Source organism: Lentilactobacillus hilgardii DSM 20176 = ATCC 8290, from assembly GCF_000159315.1.
In the GTDB taxonomy this organism is placed as follows: Bacteria; Bacillota; Bacilli; order Lactobacillales; family Lactobacillaceae; genus Lentilactobacillus; species Lentilactobacillus hilgardii.
Genome location: NZ_GG669994.1, coordinates 446,673 through 468,406, shown reverse-complemented (window position 1 = coordinate 468,406; position 21,734 = coordinate 446,673). Strand labels below are relative to the sequence as shown.

The 21,734-nt window shown below is 41.0% G+C and carries 23 protein-coding genes and 1 tRNA gene; 3 read left to right on the top strand and 21 right to left on the bottom strand.

The features are described from left to right. Nucleotides 1–39 precede the first annotated feature (39 nt). The 3 genes from HMPREF0519_RS09540 to HMPREF0519_RS09530 form a co-directional block, all read right to left on the bottom strand. Nucleotides 40–112: transfer RNA gene (locus HMPREF0519_RS09540), tRNA-Arg, on the bottom strand. 51 nt (nucleotides 113–163) lie between these two features. Further along, the gene (locus tag HMPREF0519_RS09535) at nucleotides 164–1,459 is read right to left on the bottom strand and encodes a DEAD/DEAH box helicase (RefSeq protein ID WP_003559652.1); all 1,296 of its coding nucleotides are present in this window, start codon (nucleotides 1,457–1,459) and stop codon (nucleotides 164–166) included. A gap of 17 nt (nucleotides 1,460–1,476) precedes the next feature. Beyond that, entirely contained in the window at nucleotides 1,477–2,478 is a 1,002-nt protein-coding gene (locus HMPREF0519_RS09530) for a Gfo/Idh/MocA family protein (protein ID WP_003635730.1), read from the bottom strand. A gap of 126 nt (nucleotides 2,479–2,604) precedes the next feature. On the opposite strand from HMPREF0519_RS09530, the gene HMPREF0519_RS09525 reads away from it, so the two are divergent. Further along, complete coding sequence (locus HMPREF0519_RS09525; protein ID WP_003635727.1) at nucleotides 2,605–2,970, top strand: DUF4828 domain-containing protein; 366 nt, start codon at nucleotides 2,605–2,607, stop codon at nucleotides 2,968–2,970. A gap of 47 nt (nucleotides 2,971–3,017) precedes the next feature. Here HMPREF0519_RS09525 and HMPREF0519_RS09520 read toward each other — a convergent pair whose 3' ends face one another. Both HMPREF0519_RS09520 and HMPREF0519_RS09515 read right to left on the bottom strand, forming a co-directional pair. After that, complete coding sequence (locus HMPREF0519_RS09520; RefSeq protein ID WP_003559646.1) at nucleotides 3,018–3,779, bottom strand: GH25 family lysozyme; 762 nt, start codon at nucleotides 3,777–3,779, stop codon at nucleotides 3,018–3,020. A gap of 178 nt (nucleotides 3,780–3,957) precedes the next feature. Then, nucleotides 3,958–4,806 (bottom strand): MurR/RpiR family transcriptional regulator, encoded by an 849-nt coding sequence (locus HMPREF0519_RS09515; RefSeq protein WP_225428971.1) that lies wholly within the window; start codon nucleotides 4,804–4,806, stop codon nucleotides 3,958–3,960. A gap of 337 nt (nucleotides 4,807–5,143) precedes the next feature. Between HMPREF0519_RS09515 and gntK the strand changes: the two genes are divergently transcribed. Beyond that, nucleotides 5,144–6,700, top strand: coding sequence for a gluconokinase (gntK, locus tag HMPREF0519_RS09510; RefSeq protein ID WP_035462617.1), 1,557 nt, complete (start codon nucleotides 5,144–5,146; stop codon nucleotides 6,698–6,700). Between the two features lie 67 nt (nucleotides 6,701–6,767). Then, nucleotides 6,768–8,123, top strand: a complete 1,356-nt coding sequence (locus HMPREF0519_RS09505; RefSeq protein WP_003559640.1) for a gluconate:H+ symporter — start codon at nucleotides 6,768–6,770, stop codon at nucleotides 8,121–8,123. A gap of 129 nt (nucleotides 8,124–8,252) precedes the next feature. On the opposite strand, the gene HMPREF0519_RS09500 is transcribed toward HMPREF0519_RS09505, so the two are convergent. From HMPREF0519_RS09500 to HMPREF0519_RS09425, 16 genes are all read right to left on the bottom strand, one after another. Next, nucleotides 8,253–8,789, bottom strand: a complete 537-nt coding sequence (locus HMPREF0519_RS09500) for a biotin transporter BioY (protein WP_003635723.1) — start codon at nucleotides 8,787–8,789, stop codon at nucleotides 8,253–8,255. Between the two features lie 84 nt (nucleotides 8,790–8,873). Next, nucleotides 8,874–9,866 (bottom strand): biotin--[acetyl-CoA-carboxylase] ligase, encoded by a 993-nt coding sequence (locus HMPREF0519_RS09495; RefSeq protein ID WP_035462615.1) that lies wholly within the window; start codon nucleotides 9,864–9,866, stop codon nucleotides 8,874–8,876. A gap of 311 nt (nucleotides 9,867–10,177) precedes the next feature. Then, on the bottom strand, nucleotides 10,178–10,936 hold the full coding sequence (gene fabI, locus HMPREF0519_RS09490) for an enoyl-ACP reductase FabI (protein WP_003559633.1): 759 nt from the start codon (nucleotides 10,934–10,936) through the stop codon (nucleotides 10,178–10,180). A 26-nt stretch (nucleotides 10,937–10,962) separates the two neighbouring features. After that, the gene (gene accA / locus HMPREF0519_RS09485; protein WP_040472775.1) at nucleotides 10,963–11,733 is read right to left on the bottom strand and encodes a carboxyltransferase subunit alpha; all 771 of its coding nucleotides are present in this window, start codon (nucleotides 11,731–11,733) and stop codon (nucleotides 10,963–10,965) included. Next, the gene (locus tag HMPREF0519_RS09480) at nucleotides 11,726–12,568 is read right to left on the bottom strand and encodes an acetyl-CoA carboxylase carboxyltransferase subunit beta (RefSeq protein WP_003635718.1); all 843 of its coding nucleotides are present in this window, start codon (nucleotides 12,566–12,568) and stop codon (nucleotides 11,726–11,728) included. The genes accA and HMPREF0519_RS09480 overlap by 8 nt, the downstream gene beginning before the upstream one ends. Next, complete coding sequence (gene accC, locus HMPREF0519_RS09475; RefSeq protein WP_040472774.1) at nucleotides 12,549–13,928, bottom strand: acetyl-CoA carboxylase biotin carboxylase subunit; 1,380 nt, start codon at nucleotides 13,926–13,928, stop codon at nucleotides 12,549–12,551. Before accC ends, HMPREF0519_RS09480 begins: the two co-directional genes overlap by 20 nt. Before the next feature lie 42 nt (nucleotides 13,929–13,970). Continuing rightward, on the bottom strand, nucleotides 13,971–14,387 hold the full coding sequence (locus tag HMPREF0519_RS09470) for a 3-hydroxyacyl-ACP dehydratase FabZ family protein (protein WP_003635714.1): 417 nt from the start codon (nucleotides 14,385–14,387) through the stop codon (nucleotides 13,971–13,973). Between the two features lie 5 nt (nucleotides 14,388–14,392). Next, complete coding sequence (gene accB, locus HMPREF0519_RS09465; protein WP_003559622.1) at nucleotides 14,393–14,878, bottom strand: acetyl-CoA carboxylase biotin carboxyl carrier protein; 486 nt, start codon at nucleotides 14,876–14,878, stop codon at nucleotides 14,393–14,395. A 3-nt stretch (nucleotides 14,879–14,881) separates the two neighbouring features. Beyond that, the gene (fabF, locus tag HMPREF0519_RS09460) at nucleotides 14,882–16,111 is read right to left on the bottom strand and encodes a beta-ketoacyl-ACP synthase II (protein ID WP_003635712.1); all 1,230 of its coding nucleotides are present in this window, start codon (nucleotides 16,109–16,111) and stop codon (nucleotides 14,882–14,884) included. Nucleotides 16,112–16,130: 19 nt separating this feature from the next. After that, nucleotides 16,131–16,862, bottom strand: a complete 732-nt coding sequence (locus HMPREF0519_RS09455; RefSeq protein WP_003559618.1) for a 3-oxoacyl-ACP reductase family protein — start codon at nucleotides 16,860–16,862, stop codon at nucleotides 16,131–16,133. After that, nucleotides 16,862–17,779 (bottom strand): ACP S-malonyltransferase, encoded by a 918-nt coding sequence (locus HMPREF0519_RS09450; RefSeq protein WP_003635711.1) that lies wholly within the window; start codon nucleotides 17,777–17,779, stop codon nucleotides 16,862–16,864. Before HMPREF0519_RS09450 ends, HMPREF0519_RS09455 begins: the two co-directional genes overlap by 1 nt. A gap of 12 nt (nucleotides 17,780–17,791) precedes the next feature. Then, nucleotides 17,792–18,031, bottom strand: coding sequence for an acyl carrier protein (locus HMPREF0519_RS09445; protein ID WP_003559614.1), 240 nt, complete (start codon nucleotides 18,029–18,031; stop codon nucleotides 17,792–17,794). Nucleotides 18,032–18,105: 74 nt separating this feature from the next. Continuing rightward, the gene (locus HMPREF0519_RS09440) at nucleotides 18,106–19,089 is read right to left on the bottom strand and encodes a beta-ketoacyl-ACP synthase III (protein ID WP_003635709.1); all 984 of its coding nucleotides are present in this window, start codon (nucleotides 19,087–19,089) and stop codon (nucleotides 18,106–18,108) included. After that, nucleotides 19,086–19,556: a MarR family winged helix-turn-helix transcriptional regulator gene (locus HMPREF0519_RS09435; RefSeq protein WP_003559611.1), complete on the bottom strand. Its 471-nt coding sequence runs from the start codon at nucleotides 19,554–19,556 to the stop codon at nucleotides 19,086–19,088. The genes HMPREF0519_RS09440 and HMPREF0519_RS09435 overlap by 4 nt, the downstream gene beginning before the upstream one ends. A 29-nt stretch (nucleotides 19,557–19,585) precedes the next feature. Continuing rightward, nucleotides 19,586–20,032, bottom strand: coding sequence for a 3-hydroxyacyl-ACP dehydratase FabZ (gene fabZ, locus HMPREF0519_RS09430; protein WP_003559609.1), 447 nt, complete (start codon nucleotides 20,030–20,032; stop codon nucleotides 19,586–19,588). A gap of 368 nt (nucleotides 20,033–20,400) precedes the next feature. Further along, entirely contained in the window at nucleotides 20,401–21,717 is a 1,317-nt protein-coding gene (locus HMPREF0519_RS09425; RefSeq protein WP_003635706.1) for a pyrimidine-nucleoside phosphorylase, read from the bottom strand. Nucleotides 21,718–21,734: the final 17 nt, after the last annotated feature.

Here is a 21,734-nt window from a genome sequence, read left to right as displayed (position 1 = left end):
CAACGATTTCGCTTTGGCTTTTTCTATTAATGATTTTACTGACCTCACCCGGACTCGAACCGGGATCAACCGCTTAGGAGGCGGGTGCCCTATCCAGTTGTGCTATGAGGCCAAAAACAATACATGTCAATTTTCTCATTTATTAATCAACATGTAAAGAAAATTATTTAGTAGTCCGCTTATGCCGCATCCCTTTTCGCTTAGTATGCTTGTTCTTTTTGTGATGTGGTTTTGGCACCGGATTTGAAATTACCGGCCGCTTCTTTTGAGACTTCTGGTTGGCGACCCTTTCTAATCCTTGAGTTGGTCCCTCATCATTCTTATCATCTTTTTCCAGATCCGTTACCGTTTGTTCAGGTTTGGTGTCTGAAAGTTGGTTCCCACTAAAATAAACGTTTGACAAGTCAAATTGATCTCGAACCAGTTGCTTTAAATGACGCAGGTCGTGGTCATCTCCCATGTTAATCACTAAACCGTTTTGATGCATTCGGCCTGTCCGCCCAATTCGGTGAGTATATGTTCTGGCATCCCGAGGCAAATCAAAATTAATAACGGCTGGCAGTTTGGGAATATCAATTCCCCGTGCAGCCACATCCGTCGTTAAAAGAAGTCTCACTTTTCCCTTTCGGAAATCTCTTAATGCATTTTGACGACTGGTTTGATTCTGCTCGCTGGTCAGCTTAGCTGCTTCCCGAACATGACGATGGATTAAAAACCCGGACACTTTCTGAAGCGTATTTAACTGATCAAAAAAGACCAGTGCTTTAAAATCTTTCATGTGTAAAAATCGGAGCAACATTTGTTCCTTCTTCTTATTTGAAACTTGAAGAAGACCATGCTTCACAATTCCCTGGGTATCATCGATGTCCGTTACATCGAATATCTGCATATCTTGATTGAACCAACGATTAACGTGTTTTAAAATATCATTTTGAGTAGCCGAGAAAAATCCCAACTGTGTATCGTCAGGTGCCTGATCAACTAACTCTCGAATCGAATCCAGTGTATCTTCACTTAGCAAATTATCGGCTTCATCAATCACAATTGTCTGAATATCGTCCAATTTCAACTTACCAAGCTCAATCAGGTTCATCAAACGACCGGTTGTGCCAACAATCACATTGGGGTGTTCCTTCAGGCGCTCGATCTGCCGTGAAATATTAGCGCCTCCAACAGCCCCTTGAACTGTCAAACCGGTTAGGCTGCCCCATTCAAGCATTGTTTTTTGAGTCTGCATGGCTAATTCGGCAGAAGGTTCAACCACGATCAACTTAGTACCATCGATTGATTTAATTGATTCAAGTAATGGCAGCGTAAAAGCAACCGTTTTACCGGAACCGGTTGGTGCAATGCCAACAACGCTTTGACCATCCTTCAGTGGTTGATAAACCGCCTTTTGAATTGCCGTCCATTGTTGATATCCCAGTTTCTCAGCATGCTTTTCAAATTCACTAATCAATCTTTTTCTCCGTTCTACTATTTTTCCTCACCCACAAAGAAAATGTGTGCGTCCTGACGTAGGTTAAACAGAATCTTATTGACATAGACACTTAACTGACGCCAATATGCATAATCCTTCATATTTTGGTCATTATTTGGTTCATTAATCACTCTGGCAAAATCATTTGCCTCCGGAATCATTGGATTAGCCCCGTCGTCATCTCCAAGCGTTTGGCGTTTGCCATCCGGATCAATATAATCAACGTGTTGGATCTCCCCGGCATCATCAAGTTCAATTAAGTCTTTCAATCCATATATCTCGGACGTCATATGGGAATTCGATATTTTCGAAAAATTTAAAATAACGGTATATTCGGGATAACTCAAAACAGCCGTCCCCTTTCCATCAACACCCGTGCGAATCAACTGTGGATAATAGGAAACCTCTTCCGGCATACCAAACAGGGTTACTGCATCATAAACAGTGTATACGCCAAGGTCTTGCAAAGCGCCCCCCCCAAATTTTGGTGAAAAAACATTCGGAATTTCACCAGCTAAAACATGATCATAACGTGATGAATATTTGGAGTACGTGAATTCAGCCCCTGAAACAACGTTAAGTTCACTCAACTTCCTTTCAATTGCATGGAAGTTGGGGGTGTGAATATTTCGAGCCGCCTCAAAATACAAGACTTCCGGATGCTTATCAAGCAAATGCTGAATTTCTGCCATTTGCTTTTGATTCATAAATGCCGGTTTTTCAACAATGATATTTTTACCATTTTCAATTGCCTGTTTTGCCTGTTCAAAATGTAAACTGTTTGGTGATGCAATATATACCGTATCAAAGCTGTCACTGGCAAAAAATTCATTTAAATCATCAAATGTATTTTCAGCACCATTTTTAGTCGCAAATTCGGTTGCTGTCTCAAGATGTCGCGAATAAACGGTTGTAAACCCATATTTTCCTGTAAGCTTAACTGCCTCAACAAATTGTTGGGTAATCCAGTTAGTACCAATAATTCCTAATTTAATCATCTAGAAAACCGCCTTTCCTAGTTAAATTGTAACAATGTTTTAACGTGATTAACATCTAAAATATCTAGTATAGTCTTATAATAACGCTATAATGCTATAGTGTGTTGTAAGTATTACTGTGGGGGGATGTTTTTATTGCGTAAAAGAAGCATTGCTATTTTTTTAATTTCTTTTTTCATTGGACTTTTTCATGCACCTAAACGTAAAAAACAGATTGATCACATAGATCCACTGTTTTTTGCCGGAACATGGTTTTTTAAAGATTATCGGGGGCACAACCATAGAATTGAAATTGGGCCCGATCTCAAACTGTCAATCGATGGGGAAGATTTGTCAGCCAAGGTTTCATCTGTCAAAAAATATGAAGTTTCATATGTGGACCGCTATGGGTACACCTTGGAAATTCGGGCAAACGAAGCGCGCCCAACAAAATTTTACGATGAATCGGATAACAACACATACGGTTTATATCCAAATATGGAAATGTTATGAAAGCAGCCAAGGCAAAACAAACTTTGTCATCAGCTGCTTTTATTTTGTTAACTCCCCAGATACCTGGCCCATTGTCGTGCATCACCGTTAAATACGGACATCGGTAAAAAAACAACCTGTCGATCTAATCGAAAATCCTGCTTCTGGGTCACTTGAATAAAAGTTGCATCACCGTTTGGCTTACCAAGCTGACCGTCAGTCGTCCAAAACTGATGAGCATTTGTTGCCTCGATTTTCAAACGCTGAATAATCTCCTGGCTAGTTGAAATAACAACTGGTCGTTGATAATAATGTCGAATATCAGACATTAATGTCCGAACATTTTTCCGCGTTGATTTCCAATGAACCGAGTCATCATTATAGCCCCCATAATACTGAATAGAAATACAAATCGGCAAACTACCTGTATTGGTTTTTACCTGACGCACAAAATTTTTAAATTGGGCCTTCGGCGAGCTGCTAAAACTGAAATAATGGTAAACGCCAACCGGTAGTTGCGACCCTTGACTTCTTTGAAAATTACTTAGAAAGCTGTCATCAGTGTAGGTCGCTCCCTGTGTTGCTTTTAAATAAACAAACTTAACACCGTTGTTTTTCAAGCTTTCAAAATCAATATAGCCATTATCCTGGTTAATCGAAACGCCTCTTATTGGATATCTCTTAAGCTCTTGTTTTGCATGCCACCGCCAAACGGAAAAAGCAGTTATTAATAAGACAATCAACAAAAAAACGCCAAAAATTACCTTACGGGTTCTCACCCGTCGCCGGTAAGTTTCAGCATAAATTGGTTGAACATCTCTTCGTCGCATAAATAGTCATCTCAGTTAATCGGGATTAAGGTATGTCGTTTTGAATCACACACTTTTTAGGACTGCTCCTCAAAACAACACCGCTCCATATAAGGGATTGATTCGAAAAATCCAAATTCGGGATTTCCCCAATCAACGCCTTATACTCCGGGTGTTACCCGTTTTGAATCACACACTTTTATCCCCTAGTACTTTCAATTATATTTTGGACACTGCGAATTGTGTCTTCAGTAGCAGGTCCCATTCGAACTGTTGCCATCATAAATAATGTATCAATAATAGTTAATTGAGCCAACAGTGAATACATGCCTTCAGAGCGATAATTGGATTCATCGCTTGACGAAATAAATGTGATATCACTGTGTCCCACTAATGGTGAGTCTTGATAGCTGGTAATCGCAATGACAGGAACCCTTCGGCGTTTTAACGTCTCGGCAATTTTTATTGTCTGTCGATTCTTGCCCGAGTGTGAAACAACAATTGCGCAATCGTCCTCTCCCAATTTTACAGCTTGCATGAGCTGTACGTCAAAGTCAGGATAATAAAAGCAATCAATCGAAGTGCGTAAAAATTTATGATAACCGTCCAAAGCAACTACAGATGAACCTCCAAGACCAAAGAAGCCGAGTCTGTGGCAATGGATAATTCGAAGAACCGAACGGGCAAATTCATTCTCATCGATCCCCTCACGCGTATCCTGAAGTGCTCGCTGTGAACTGGTAAAAATTTTATCAGCAATGGTTGAAAGCGTATCATTTGCATCAATATCTTTAAATATTGGTAAATTCTGTGGCCTCAATTGTGTATAAGCCAACGATAATGTGAATTCACGGAAATTTGAATAGCCAAGTGTTTTCACTAATCTGGAAACAGAAGCCGTTGACGTTTCTGTTACCGCTGCCAAATCTTCTATATTGGCTTCTGAGGCGGCTTGGGGATTATCAATCACATATTTGGCAATTTTTTTATTTGTTCGACTTAAATTATCGAAAGACTGCTTCAGCATTTGAACTGGCGAGGAACTCATCTTAATCACCTTTCATTTCATTAAAACTAGTAATTACTACGATTTTTATTTCTTGTAAATATTTTACAGCTTTATTGTAAATATTTTACAACAAAATAGTTGCATTGTGAAATTGTTTTTCATATAATATTGTAGTCGCTTACATTTAATAAAAAGAAAGATGCTTATATTTGATGCAGCGCGATAGGCATGGTAAATTTAGTTCGAAGCGATACCGGCACTGTGCTGTGATCGATATTTTTTTGGATATGAAACCAGCTATTATTACTTTGGCGTGTATTTTCAGATTCGAAAACCGGTATTTGTAAATTTAGAACACAGAAAGGAAGTTGTATCGATGGCTTACACATTAGGTGTTGATATTGGGACCACCAGTGTAAAAACGGTACTTTATGATACTAACGGTAAGGTACATGGCTATTCAAACAATGGCTATCCACTTTATCAGGATACGCCCGACATGGCAGAAGAAGATCCAGAAGAAATTTTTTCGGCCATGCAAGACGGTATCACTGAGCTTATTCGAAAAGCAAATTTAAAGCCAGGTGAATTGAAAGGGGTTGCACTTTCATGTGCAATGCACAGTTTAATCCTCTTGGACTCAGACTATAAACCACTCACACGTGCTATCACATGGGGCGACAATCGTGCCGTTAAATACGCAGATGAACTAAAAGCCAGTCCGCAGGGAATGGAAATCTACCAACATACCGGCACACCCATTCACCCAATGACACCCTTAACTAAACTGATTTGGTTACGAAATGATCATCCGGACCTGTTTAAAAAAGCACGTTGGTTCGTTGGCATTAAGGAATATATTCTCTACAGACTCTTTGGCACGTTAAAAGAGGATTATTCAATTGCAAACGCAACTGGTATGTTCAATATTTACAATATGGACTGGGATAATCAGGCACTTAAGTTAGCAGGTGTAACGCGTGATCAGCTGCCTGAATTGGTAGATACAACATATCAGTTGAAGGGCATGCATGATCAATATGCAAAAGTTTTGGGAATTGATCCTGATACGCCGTTTATCATCGGTGCATCAGATGGGCCATTAGCAAACCTTGGCGTTAATGCCATTCAGCCGGGTGTCGTTGCCGTAACAATCGGAACCTCCGGTGCTGTCAGAGTGGTTACGGACAAACCACATACTGATCCAAAGGCACGGGTATTCTGTTATTACCTTGCCAAGAATATGTGGGTCATTGGTGGCCCTGTCAACAACGGTGGTGTTGTATTCCGTTGGGTTCGTGATCAATTATGCGCACCTGAAAAGGTTACTGCCGAGCAGATGCATATTGATCCATATGACTTGTTAACTCAAATTGCTGCTAAGATCCCTGCTGGCTCGGATGGTCTGCTTTTCTTCCCATTCCTTGGCGGTGAACGTGCCCCGATCTGGGATGCAAATGCTCGTGGGTCGTTCTTTGGCTTGAACAGAACCCATACCAGGGCACATATGATTCGTGCCGTACTTGAGGGAATCGTCTATAATCTATACACCGTTATGTTGGCTCTTGAAGAAGTTGTCGGCCGCCCAACCAGTATCCAGGCAAACGGTGGTTTTGCACGTTCTGCACTTTGGCGTCAAATGCTTACCGATATTTTTGAGCAGGATGTTGCTATCCCAGAAAGCTTTGAAAGTACCGCACTTGGAGCAGCAACTCTCGGCATGTACAGCTTGGGATTGATTGACAGTTTAACCGATGTCTCAAACTTTGTCGGAACAACCGTCGTTCATCATCCAGATCCGAAGAACTTCCCGGCTTACCGTGAATTAATCCCAATTTACATTCGTTTAAGCCGTTCTCTCGAACCCGAATATAAAAACATCGCTGACTATCAACGACGTCATGAACATGAAGATGATTTCTCGGGGAAATAATATCAGAATGAAGTCACGTTGAAAATTGAATATAAACGTCTTACAAATTTGAAAGGAGATTGATGATATGCAATTAATTGCACTATTAGCCGGTATCATTATTTTATTGGTTTTAATCATCAAATTTAAAATTAATACCTTCGTTTCCTTGGTATTAACTGCAGCAATTACCGCGATATTCCTTGGAATGCCGCTTGGTAAAATTGCCGATTCAATCACAAATGGTATTGGAAGCCAATTGGGTGAATTATCAATGGTCTTTGGCTTTGGAGCCATGCTTGGCCGACTGGTTTCCGATTCTGGTGGTGCTTACATGATTGCCAGCACCTTGATCAAGCGCTTCGGTAAACAACGACTGCAAATTGCCGTTATGATTGCATCATTTATTCTAGGAATTGCACTGTTCTTCGAAGTTGGAATGGTCTTATTGGTTCCTATTGTCTTTGCAATCGCTGTTGAAGCCGGTGTTCCTATCCTTTACCTGGGGATTCCAATGGCAGCTGCTTTGTCAGTTACCCACGGCTTCCTGCCACCCCACCCGGCACCAGTTGCTATCGCCCAAGTATTGGGTGCTAACGATGGTCGTGTTCTTCTATTCGGTTTTATTATTGCTATTATTGCCGCTTATATTGCCGGACCACTTTTCTCAAAATTGGCACGCAAATTTGCACCCGATGCCTTTAACAGAAAGGGAAATCTTTCATCAATCGGTGAAGTTAAGGAATTCAGTCCGGAGGAGTCACCATCATTTGGGTTATCAGTATTAACCGCCCTCTTCCCAGTTATCTTGTTGGCCATTGCCACAATTTACAAGATGACGGTTAACGGCGGCGCTGAGCCAAAGAATCCTTCATTGCTTGATTCGATTATCGAATTTATTGGGTCACCAAGTATTGCAATGCTGATTTCACTATTCTTTGCAATGTGGACAATGGGATGGGCTCGCAAACGAACAACTGCCCAAATCATGGAATCACTTGAAAATGCCGTTAAATCCATTGCAATGTTGCTATTAGTTATTGGTGGTGGCGGTGCTTTCAAACAAGTTCTGATTGATGGTGGCGTTGGTAAAGAAGTCGCTAAAATCTTCCTTGGCTCATCTATTTCACCATTGATTCTTGGTTGGTTAATCGCTGTTGTTCTTCGAATTGCACTTGGGTCTGCAACGGTTGCATCATTAACAGCTGCCGGAATTGTTGCCCCATTAATGGCTCAATCAGGTGTTGATCCAGCCTTGATGGTATTGGCTATCGGTGCCGGTTCACTTGCTGCATCTCATGTTAACGATGCCGGCTTCTGGATGTTCAGAGAATATTTCGATTTGACAATTAAGCAAACCTTGGAGACATGGACCGTGCTTGAATCGATTATTTCTGTGGTCGGTATTGTCCTTGTCATGATCATGAATCTATTTTTCCATTAATTCACTTGATTAAATAATTTGCTATTTTAATATCGTTTAAAAAAGTCCGATACCTCATTTGAGGTATCGGACTTTTTACTTTGAATCCGTTTAATTCAAGAACAATATCGTCAAAAAAACAAATCTGCATTAAACTTGATTAATCTTTGGAATCCGAACACGTTGGCCAACCAAACAGGCCACAACCACTTTTAACGTATCCCCAGGTATAAATACCAGATTGGACAGCAACGCACTTATTAACGGCATTCCAGAGCCTATTGTCAACCAAAGCGATCCAATGATGTCAACGATTAGCACTGCGCCGATCCAGGCACCCGTCATTTTTTCCCACGATTGTTTCATAAACTTAAATGACATCGAACTCCAAACCAAAGCCGGTGTTAACAGCCAACCGACCAGATATCCCCCTGTCGGCCCCACAAAGGCCGCCGGGCCTGCCTGTCCACCACTTAGTACAGGAAAGCCAATCAGCGCTAAGAAAAGAAATAAGGCCACTGAAACGGTCCCTCGTTTTGGCCCCAATACGATCCCAGCGATCATAATTCCTAAGTTTTGAAGCACAATCGGCACCGGAATAAATCCTAATGGAATTGGCGGAATCATCCCTAAAACAATAATAACTGCTGTTACTAACGCAATTTGCGTTATCTCTCGAATCTTCATTTGAATACCTCCTCATCATCACTCATCAAAGTGATGGTTAATCATTCCTTTATTTTGCTTAACCACTTTTGTACCCAAACGGATCTAGCCATGGTATGGATTCTCTGGTAAAAAGACCTTTTTGACCTCACCACTGGAAATTGTGACCATTTCGCCATCTTTTTTAAGAATAACCAACGCACCTTCACGATTAAACCTCATTGCTGTACCAATTACCGTCTGATTGCCCATCACAATTTCAACCGTCTGGCCAAGCGTCTCAGAAAGCGCTGCATATTCCGATAAGAAATTGCCTGTACGGTAGGTTTGATACATGTAAAAGAAATTATCAATAATACCTGCAACAATTTTGTTGCGATCAACATCACTTTTCTCAACAACCGAACCGGCTTTATGGATAATTTCATCCGGAAATCCATGAGAACTTATATTGAGACCAATTCCAACAATAACATTTTCATGAATGCCATCCTCCAAACTTGAGATTGTTTCGGTTAAAATACCACCACACTTTTTATGGTGCGCTAATATATCATTTACCCATTTAACTCGAAAATCCACTTGGGGAAAGAACTGTTTTAGTGCTCGTACTACGCAAACTGCTGTCCCAGTTGTAATTAAACCAGAATGAATCGTTCTTCGGTTCTGCAGTGGAACCAAAATACTCATGTAAATACCTGTTTTGCTCGGTGAATAGAAGTGACGTCCAAGCCGACCTCTACCATGAGTCTGTGTATCCGTTACAAAAACATGAGGCCTTTCAACATTGACATGACTACTAAATGCTTTTGCGTAATCATTAGTTGAGGTTATTTTCTTGAAGTCATGCACCTCAACTGGAAATGTAGTCGTCCGATAATGATCAATAACCTGCGCATCAAAACATTTAGAATATTGATAACAGTATCCCAATCCCTTTTTTGTTGTAATCCGGTGACCGCCACGTTCTAATTTCAAGATATTATTATACACAGCCGGCCGGCTGATATTCAGCCGTTTTGCCAACTCGTTTCCTGAAATGTAGCGGCCATTGGAGGACAACAGTTCATATAAAATTTTCGATTGATGATCTGCCATTATTGATTCCCCCACTCGTTCGTCAAAAAGCCAGCTTATCTTCACGTTACTTCTCGTGATAAAAAATAATCCGGCTAATTTACGATATGCCATAAACTAAATACCTCTCCGAATAGGTTATTCTTACCCGAGCACTTGATCTGATCCTTCAAATCAAGCACCTGTCATTAAGCTTTACTATTCGGACTGACTATTGATCATAAAATATTATCGCTAATCAGATTTAAATTGGATACCCACTTTATAAAGTGTTCCTCACAATCAATCGTACAGAAAGTACTAACACATTTTACACATCATGGGTATTAAATTTAGATCAGATGCACACCTTTATCTACATACACAACGTCACCAGTCATCCCCGTTGACAAGTCGCTCATCAAGAAAGCAGCAACATTTCCAATCTCAGAAGTTGTGACACTCTTTTGATCAACAGTTCGGGATTCTGATTCCTTAAGTAATTCACTATGGTGTTTAATGCCGGTAACAGCTAATGTTTTAACAGCTCCAGCCGAAATAGCATTTACGCGAACACCACTTTCACCCAAGTCTGAAGCTAAGTACCGAACACTTGACTCCAATGCGGCTTTTGCAACGCCCATCATATTATAGTTGGGAATTGCTCGAGTAGAACCAAAGTATGTCAATGTTAAGATGCTGCCGGGATTGTTTAAAATCGGTTGTGCATAACGACTAACCGCAATCAATGAGTAGGCACTGATGTTTTGAGCCAGATCATAACCATCCCTGGTCGTATTAACCAATCCTGAAGTTAACGTTTCTTTATCAGCATAAGCAATGGCATGAATGACGCCATCAATTTTGCCGTGTTTCTGACCGATTTTTTCAAAAGTTTGTTTAATATTGTCATCTTCAGAAACATCACATTCGATTAATTCAGCAGTTTCTGGAACAAAACGTTGCAAACTTTTCTTAATTCGATCATTTTGATATGTCAAAATAACATTGGCACCTTGCTCAAGAATTGCCTGGGTACATCCCCACGCAATACTTCGTTTATTTGCGACCCCCATGATCACAATTGTTTTTCCGTCTAAAAAGCCACTCATTTATTCGGCCTCCAAATTAATTTTCTCTAAAACTTCCGATATCGTTCCCGACGTTGCCGCAATAATTCATCAGTTGGAAGATTCTTCAATTCATTAAATTGATTATAAAGGAAATCGCGCAACGGTTTCAAATCATCACCCGGTCGATACTCATGAATAATTTGATCAATAATACCACTTTCCAGTAACCGATCCGGTGTTAGTTTAAGTTCTTCCGCTGCTTGAGCAACCTTTGATGAATCCTTCCACATAATACTTGCGTAACCCTCCGGCGATAATACGGAATAAATACTGTCTTCAAACATAAAGACCTTGTCCCCACACGCCAAGGCGATTGCGCCCCCACTACCGCCTTCACCAACAATCATACTAATATAAGGTACCTTAAGCTGCATGCCAACTTGTAGACACTGGGCAATTGCCGAGCCGACACCGTGATACTCGGCGTCAACATCAGGCCAGGCACCGGGTGTGTTAACCAATGCCAGAATCGGTCGGTGAAACTTTTCAGCCTGCTTCATCAAACGCAATGCTTTTCGGTATCCTTCAGGTTCGGGACTTCCAAAGTGGCGTTTAATATTTTCCTCAGTATCCGATCCCTTTCGAATTCCCACAACTGTTAGTGGTTCATCATTTAATAGACCAACGCCACCAATCACAGCCTGATCATCACCGTCTGATCGATCACCATGCAATTCAAAAAAGTCACTAATCAATCCATGGATCAGTTCATCAGTTGAAATTTTTTGAGTGCTCCTTGCAGCCTGAACCCGTTCATAAGCAGTTTTTTTAACCATTTGCATCCTCCTTTTGGTGCAAGGCCAACAACTTGGTTAACACTTGCCTCAAATCACTACGAGGTACAATGGCATCTATAAATCCGTGTTGGAGAACGGTCTCCGCCTTTTGAAAGTTTTTTGGCGGTTGTTTCATAATCGTTTGTTCAATTACTCGGCGCCCAGCAAAACCAACTAAAGCATGTGATTCGGCCAAAATAATATCACCTTGCATCGCAAAACTTGCCGTTACTCCTCCAGTGGTTGGATCACAAAGAACAACGATATATAATAGCCCTGCCTTATTGTGAGCTTCAACTGCCTGGGATACCTTTGCCATCTGCATCAGAGAATGAATCCCCTCCTGCATTCGAGCACCGCCTGATGCCGTAAACATGACAACTGGCAAGTTTTCATCAGTTGCTTTTTCAAACAGCCGTGTAATCTTTTCACCAGTGGCGCTTCCTAAACTACCCATCACGAAAAATGGATCCATAATGCCGGCTGCGACCTGCATTTTATCCAATGTCCCAATACCGGTCAGAACGCTTTCTTTGATCCCAGTTACCTTTTTTGCTTTGGCCACTTTTGCCATATACTTTTCATCCGTATACTGCTTGGGAACCGTAATATCGGAATCAATTTCATTGAAAGAATCAAATGTAAATTTAGCACGTCTTTTAGCAGTTATTCGAAAACCGAAGCCACAGTTCGGGCAGGTACGTTGCTTCCCCGCCCGCATCGAAAAGAACGTAGCATGACATACCGGACATTCCTTCATAATATTGTCGGGGATGTTGTCCATTCGCTTCTTTAATTCCTCACGGCTGGGCATTTTAAACCGACTTTGCAACATCTAATCCCCTCCTGTTGGCAAGCACGTCATTTTCGATAAAGCTGGTCGAATAAGTGCCTTTCTTAAAACGATCCGTTGAAATCAATTCATACAAAAAAGCCTGATTTGTTGTCACACCCGTAATTTCGAGTTCACCCAGAACCCGTCGCATTTTCGCAATGACCGCATCCCGATCGTTTAAATGAACAATCAATTTAGCGATCATCGAATCGTAAAACGGCGAAATAAAGCTTCCGTTTGTAACGCCGGAGTCAATTCGAACACCCAGGGATCCATCGGGGAAAAACAAGTGATTAATTTTTCCGGGCTGTGGTGCAAAATTATTTTCAGGATCTTCTGCATTTAACCGGCATTCAAGGGCATGCCCCTTAACGGCAGCATCTGCCTGGCTAAATGATAATTTTTCACCACTTGCCACTTCAAGTTGTCCTTTAACCAATTCAATTCCGGTCACTTCTTCGGTAATCGTATGCTCAACTTGAAGTCTGGTATTCATTTCCATGAAATAAAAATGGTGTGTTTCGTCCATCAAAAATTCGTAAGTTCCAGTATTGGTGTAACCGAGCTTAAGTGTGGCATGAGCAACAATCTCACCAAGCTTTTTTCGTTCTGCCGGCGAAATTAATACGCAGGGACTCTCTTCAATGACCTTTTGATGATTTCGCTGCAGTGAACAGTCCCGTTCGGGTAAGTAAACTACATTGCCAAAATCATCCGCAATCACCTGCATCTCAACGTGCTTAGCGTTTCGAATCAATTTTTCCACATACATACTGTCATCATTAAAAGATGCCTTTGCTTCTCGTTGCGCCTGCTCAAAAGCGTCTCGAAGCTGATCAGGCCGATCAACTTCCCGGATTCCTTTACCGCCGCCCCCAGCAGCCGATTTCAGCAAAACCGGGAAGCCGATTTTTTCGGCAATCTTTTCACCCTGATCAATCGACGTCACGTCACCCTCACTACCGGGAATAACGGGAACCCCCGCCGATTTCATTGCTTCACGGGCGTTTGCCTTATCACCCATTAAAGAAATCAACTTGTGACTTGGCCCAATAAACTTAATATGGCAAGATTCACACAATTCGACGAACTCAGCGTTTTCAGACAAAAAACCATATCCGGGATGAATGGCTTCACACCCAGTTAAAGTAGCTGCGCTGACAATCTGAGTCATATTTAAATAAGAATCACTGGGCTGCGGTCCGCCAATACAAATGGCTTCGTCGGCTAAATGGACAAATAGACTGTCCTTGTCGGCACTTGAATAAACTGCAACAGCCTCAATGTCCATATCATGAAGTGCCCTGATTATTTGTACAGCAATTTCTCCACGATTTGCCACTAATACTTTTTTAAACATATACTCACCTCTCAATTTGTTCCAGTTAAACATGCTTGTCTCTTATTCCACTGCAAATATTAAATCTGCCTCACAAATGACCTCGTCATCACGAGTAATTGTGCCATGTCCAAGACCGATATTGGCACGTAACTTCTTCATTTCAACATTAAAAATCAATCGGTCTCCAGGGCGAAAATCATCCTGAAAAACAGCATTTTTAATACCACCAAAGAAAACATTTTTTCCATGATATTGCTGTAATGTCAGGATAGCTGCTACCCCGGTTTGTGCCATTGCCTCAATCATTATTGGCCGTGGAACGGCCAATTGATGAGCCCCTTGATTGGCAAAAAACCATTCATTGATCGAAATTAATTTGACTGCTGTTGCGTTCTTACCCGCTTCAACGTTCAAAAATCGATCAATCATTTGAAAGGGATATCTTTGAGGAATAACATCATTGACTTCTGGTTTCATTCAAACTACCCCTTCGTTACCTGAAAAATCGGTTGGCCATATTCAACCATGCTGCCATCTTTGACCAAAACATTTGAAATTGTGCCCGAAACATCACTTTTAACTTCATTGATCATTTTCATGGCCTCAATGACGCAAACGACGTCTCCCTTTTTAACCTTGTCTCCCTGCTTCTTGAAAGCGGGCTTATCCGGATTAGGTGCAAAATAAATCACGCCAACCAAAGGTGCCGTAATTTCTTCAACATTGTCCGGCGAATCAGTCCCTTCCGATTTTAAATCGTCGGAAGCTGCTGATTGGCTCTGTGAATTTTGTTTATGGTGTGTACTATCACTTCCGACAAGCCCAGTTGCCTGAGAGTCGTTTACGGCTTGTTCATCGCCTTCGCGTTTACTCAACGCTAGCTTAAAATCATCCTGTGTTAACTCGAAATTTTTTAAAGACGACTTATCGAATTTGTCTAATAATCGTTCAATTTCTTTCTCATCCATAAGTTACTCACATCCCTTGAATGCAATAACGGCATTGTGTCCTCCAAAGCCAAACGAGTTACTGATTGCGTAATTAACAGGGGCCTTTTTATTGCTTTCATTAACCAAATCGACGGTACATTCCTCATCCTGGTTAACAACGCCGACATTAACGGGCATCTGGTTGTGACGAATTGCACCAATTGCAGCAACGGCTTCGATAGCACCCGCAGCTCCCAATGCATGTCCGGTCATTCCCTTTGTGCTGCTTACCTTAACATGGTCGTTTTTTGCAAAAACTTCATTGATTGCCTTGGACTCTGCACTATCATTTGCATGCGTACTGGTTCCATGGGCGTTGATATAATCAATTTGGGTTGCATCAATGCCTGCTTCGTCAATTGCCATTTGCATTGCACGTTTAGCGCCATTACCATCAGGATCCGGTGCAGTCATGTGATAGGCATCGCTGGTAGTGCCATACCCGACAATCTCTGCCAAGATATTGGCACCACGATTTTTGGCATGATCGTAACTTTCCAGAATTAGCGTGCCGGCCCCTTCGCCCATGACAAAGCCATTCCTGTCTTTATCAAATGGAATCGAAGCCTTCATTGGATCTTCAGTCTTTGAAAGCGCCGTAATTGCAGCAAAACCTGAAATACCGATTTCATTGACAGAGGCTTCTGAACCACCGGCGATCATTGCCTCGGCCTTGCCTTCTTTAATATATTCAAAGGCATTTCCAATCGCATTAGTCCCTGTTGAACAGGCAGTAACAATCGCTTGACTTGTATTACGAGCGTTAAAGGTAATTGAAATGTCGCCGGCAGCCATATTAACAATTGAATTAGGCACAAAAAGTGGTGAAACCCGTTTGGGCCCCTTATCATGCATCTTAATGACCTGTTGTTCAATAGTTGTTAAGCCACCGATACCGGATCCGTAAATAACACCCAACTCTTCCGGCTTAATGTTATCTTCCGTAAGACCAGCCATTTCCATTGCTTCATGAGCACTATATAAGGCGTAGTTCACAAAGAGATCGTTTCTCTTAACTGCCTTCTTATCAAGTCTTTTCAATGGTTCAAAATCCTTGACCTCCCCGGCAACAGAAATGCCGGTCGGTTCGGAATCAAATTTAGTAATTTTATTAATGCCGACTTTTGAATGAAACAAATTCTGAAGGAAACTTTCAACATCGTTTCCAATGGGCGTAACGGCTCCCATTCCAGTAATAACTACTCTGTTCATAAAATTACTCCTTCAATGCTTAAATTGTGAGTCCACCATCAACCGTGACAACTTGACCGGTGATGTATTGATTAGCAATCAAAAATGCAACTGTATCAGCAATTTCCTTAGCTTCGCCAAATCGTTTCAAAGGAATTTGATCTGCAAATTCTTTTTGACGACGTTCACTCATTTTTTCTGTCATATCTGTTCGAATCATGCCTGGTGCAACTGCATTACATCGAATGTTACGAAGTGCGCCTTCTCGCGCAGCAGTTTTTGTCAAACCAACCAAACCTGCCTTACTTGCCGAATAATTGGCCTGTCCAAGGTTCCCGTGTAACCCTGAGATACTTGAAATATTGACAATGGCACCTGTACGAGCCTTTTGCATGACTTTCATCGCAAATTTGGTCATGTTAAATGCCCCAACCAAATTCGTATCAATCACTGCTTTAAAATCTTCGAGACTCAGACGACTCAATAACTTATCCTTGGTTATACCGGCATTATTAACCAAAACGTCAAGTCGACCATGCTTCTCAGTAATGGCCTCAATCATTGATTTGGCATCTTCCTCATTTGAAACATCACCAATCAGATGATCATATTGACCGCTTTTTCCCTCAAGTACTGCCTTTGCATCGTCTGACAGGTCATGATGCGTATTCAATACAACAAAGAAATTCTCATCCAACAATCGTTTTGCAATTGCCAACCCGATTCCTTTACCGGCACCTGTTACCAATGCAACTTGTTTTGCTTCACTCATTATTTCACCAACTTCATGTTTGATCTGACATCATTCAATGTTTCGAGACTGTCCACGTGATATACCTTCACATTTGCAATCGTTTTAGCTGCAAACTTCATTAGTGTGTCCCCCGGACCAATTTCAATCATCGCCTGGGTGTCCATTCCATGAAGAATCTGCAGACAATCCACAAAATGAGTTGGATTAACCAACTGATCAACCAGTGTTTGTTTCGTTGATGCCACTTCAAACGGTTTTTTAGTCGTATTGCTGATAACCGGGAATTTGAAATCATGAAAATAAACATCTTTAATTCGAGTTGCCAGCAAATCACTAGCTTCCTGCATAAATGGTGTATGTGAGGCAACACTCATTTTTAACGGCACAACTCGCTTAATGCCGTGTTCATGCAAATAATCCGTTGCAGCGGCCAATCCATCTTTAGAACCACCAATCACAATTTGTGATGTGGTGTTAAAATTTGCGGGATAGATATCACCTGCCTGTGATCCTACTCGACAAGCTTCCCCAACAATATCAGGATTTGCTTTTAAAACGGCAGCCATTTTACCAGGATGATTTTTACCGGCCTGATCCATATACTGACTACGGTCACGGACAAGCGGCAATGCATCCTCGAATTGAATCCCTCGAGCCGCGATTAGGGCACTGTATTCTCCCAAACTTAAGCCTGCAGCTCCGATTGGTGAGCCAATCTCATTTTCAAGGATTCGATAAATACCGGTACTCATCGCAACAATGGCCACTTGCGTGTTTTGTGGATCGGACATGACAGAGGGATCACTTAAGTTGAGCCCTAAAACATCGGATGCCTCATCAATTGTTTGTCGATAAATATCCTCTTGTTGATATAGGTCTTGTCCCATACCATCAAATTGTTTTCCTTGTCCGCTAAATAAATAACCTAGTTTCAAAATATCAACCCACTATTCAGCTTTTTGCTTAAGTACGTAATTTACCAAATCGTCAACAGTTTCCATACCATCATCTGTTTCAATTTCAATGTCATATGTGTCTTCGATTTTATCAACAACTTCGAAGATGTCCAAACTATCTAAATCAAGGTCATTTTTGAAGTTAGTGTTTTCCTTAATTTTATCAGCGTCAACATCCAATTGGTCTACGATAATGTCCTTAACTTGGTTGAATACTTCTTCTTTTGTCATTTTAAAATTCCTCCGAATAGTTTTATTTTTTTATTGCTTAATCGACTGTTTCAATTTTTGATCATATACGTGACTTAATACTTTAAAATCATTGTACCCACTGTTAATCCGCCGCCAAAACCTGACAGCAAAACGACATCCCCCCTTTTAATGGTGCCGTTAGTGACCAGTTGGTCCAATAAGATTGGCTCACTGGCCGCCGCAGTATTCCCATACTCATCAATATTGATTGGAAACTTGTCCATAGAAACACCCAAGGTTTCTGCAATTTTTTCAACAATCCGGCTATTAGCCTGATGCAAAACAAAATGATCAATATCATCGGTCGTCAGGGATGCCTCGGCTAACGCTTGGTTAATTGATTCAGGAACATTATTAACCGCAAAACGATAAACACGCCGCCCATTCATTTGAAAAAATGGGGAGAATTCATCTTTTTTCTCCATAAATGGCGTTGGTGCACCCGTTTTGCCAGCTGTTAAATAACGACCAAGCTTTCCAAGTGTCTTAAGGTTCTCTGAAATAAATGCGCCCTCTGCTTTAGGCGTATTTTTAAGTAAAACACCGCCTGCCCCATCGCCAAACAAAACAGCTGTTGAACGATCCTGCCAATCAATTAATTTGCTAAGCATCTCACCACCAATTAAGATGGCGTTTTTAGGTGTCTCGGCTATCAAAAGCTGCTTTACCATGTTCAGTCCGTATACGAATCCCGAACAGGCCGCATCAATGTCCATGGCAACAGCATGATCGGCACCCAGGTTTCCTTGAACCATCGCGCTGACAGACGGCGTTAGATAATCCGGTGACATTGTTGCAACAATAATGAGATCAATTTCAGATGGCTTCAAACCAGTCTTTTCAAGAAGCTGTTTTGCAACCGACGTACATAACGAACTTGTTGTTTCGTCAACTGCAATGTGGCGACGCCTAATGCCGGTTCGTTGAACAATCCAGTCATCAGAAGTATCCATCATTGTAGATAATTCATCATTATCCACAACCCTTGTCGGAACTTGGCTTGCAGTTGCTAAGATTTTGAAATTTTCAAATTTCATTTTGCTGAAACCTCACCAATAAAGTCTTCGACGTTAATTAACGCCTGTTTCATTTTTTTAATTGCAGGACCATCAAACCCCTTCAAACATTGTTCGACCAATTTTCGATGAAATGCATAATGTGCCCGATACAACAATCGACCCTTACTGGTTAACGCTAAATTAATAATTCGCCGATCCTGTTGATTCGTAATTCGGGTAATATAACCTTTACGCTCAAGATTGTTCAAATTGGCAGTCAAAGTGCCCTTGCTCAACCTCAATATCCGGGCAACTTCGGAAGTTGTTTTATGGTCATGCAATCCAATCGTGTGAACCAAATGAAGTTCCTTTGCGGTGATGTCCTTAAAACGACTCTTTCTAATTTCGCTCTCTTCAATTCGCATAATCTGATCATAAATGTCCACCAGGGCGTCACTAATAAAGTTGTAATCCGCTTTAATTTCATCACTTTCTGTGGAATTCATTGGCTAATTCTCCTAGTTTCTGGTACAAATTAAATTTTCTTTTTGGGATCAGGAACAATAAACGTTAAAGTTGCGGAGCAGGCTACTTTTTCGTCAACCTTAGCTTCACACTTAACTTTTCCCATATTATCACGTTGTTTTTCCATCTCAACATGAAGTTTCAAAACATCACCGGGACGTACCACTTTTCTGAACTTCGCATTATCAATCGAACCAAGATAAGCTGTTTTTCCTTGATATTTTTCAGTCTTCAAAATTAAAATTGAAGCTGCCTGGGCAAGTGATTCAATAATCAAAACGCCGGGCATTACAGGGTTACCAGGGAAATGTCCTTGGAAAAACTCTTCGTTAATGGTGACATTCTTTGTACAAACAATTGATTCGCCGGGGTTTAATTCATCCACCTTATCCATAAATAAAATGGGGTAACGGTTCGGAATTAAATCCATTATTTCAGATGCATCTAGTACACTCATTGGTTTCTTCCTTTCAGTTGTTAAACTGGTGGCGTAACTTCCTAAATAGTTTGAGAATCAAACTATTAGTTATAAAAAAATGTGGACAGTTACTCCACAGGTATCCGTTTTTTAGGACAAAACACACTATATACTAAAATAGTTTGAGAATCAAACTATTTTAGTATATGGCATTATAGATAATACTATTTTACCTAAACAAATCCCGAAAATAAAGGAATTGTGGGAATGAAAAACGAAATATAAAAATTTAATGAGAAAAAATCATTTTATCGCCAAAAAAGCTTGAGACATTTTATATGTGCCTCAAACTTGTTATACCAAATTTAAAATTTATCTACCACGTGATCAGCTTTTAAAATCACCCATTAATCTTCTACAGACCAACCCACTGTTTCATAAATCAACTTTGGTTTTTTAGCTGTTGCTGAAATTTCAATATTATCATAAAGTATTTTCTTAATGTCTTCAACATCTTTACGGTTACTATGAATCGTTAAGATCGACTCACCTTCGGAAATCGGATCACCAATTTTCTTATTGAGATATATACCGACTGAATAATCGAGTTTGTCATTGGCTTTCTGACGTCCTCCTCCAAGCAGCATGCTTGCAACACCGATTTCATCTGCAACCATTTTTGAAATGATTCCGGTCCTTTTTGCCGGCAGATCAATTTGATAGGCTGCTTGTGGCAAAATATCAGTCGGCTCATCAACAACGTTTGAATCGCCGCCCTGATCCTGAATCATTCTCTTAAAGCTTTTAAGGCCTTGCCCATTATGGATAACAGTTTCAGCAAGTTTTTGCCCTTCACCGATCGTTTTAGCCTTACCACCCATTACAACCATATAACCGCCGATAGCTGTGATCAGTTTTTCTAAGTCAGTCGGTCCGTTCCCTTTCAAAACATCAATCGACTCTTGAATTTCAAGGGCATTGCCAATTGCTCTTCCAAGTGGTTGATTCATATCAGTAATTAGTGCCATACACTGCATACCGACTCCCTTACCGATACTCACAAGTGCTTTGGCAAGTGCTCTTGAGTCATCAAGTGTCTTCATAAATGCACCAGCTCCGGTTTTAACATCAATAATTAAAGCGTCGGTTCCAGAAGCAATTTTCTTACTCATAATTGAACTCGCAATTAAAGGAATCGAATCGACTGTATCAGTGACATCCCGTAATGCATAAATCTTTTTATCAGCAGGTGCAATATTACCGGTTGCGCCAATAATTGCACACTTATCCCGCTTAATTTGCTCAATAAACTTAGCTTCCGACATCTCCACTTGATAACCGGGAATAGCTTCCAACTTATCCAGCGTCCCACCGGTGTGGCCAAGTCCCCGCCCGGAAATCATCGGGATGGGAATGCCCATTGCAGCTATCACGGCAGCTAATGGAATACTGACTTTATCACCAACACCACCGGTTGAATGCTTATCAACCTTAATGCCCGGAATTGAACTCAGATCAAGATGATCACCTGAAGTCATCATTTTCATTGTCAACGTTGCCTGTTCACTGTCCGTCATCCCTTGAAAATAGATTGCCATCAAAAGTGCGCTAATTTGATAATCAGGAATTTCTCCTGACACAACGCCATCAACAAAAAACTGAATTTCTTGATCCGATAACACGTTCCCAGAACGTTTTTTATGAATGATATCCACCATCCGCATAAATAAATCCCCTTTAC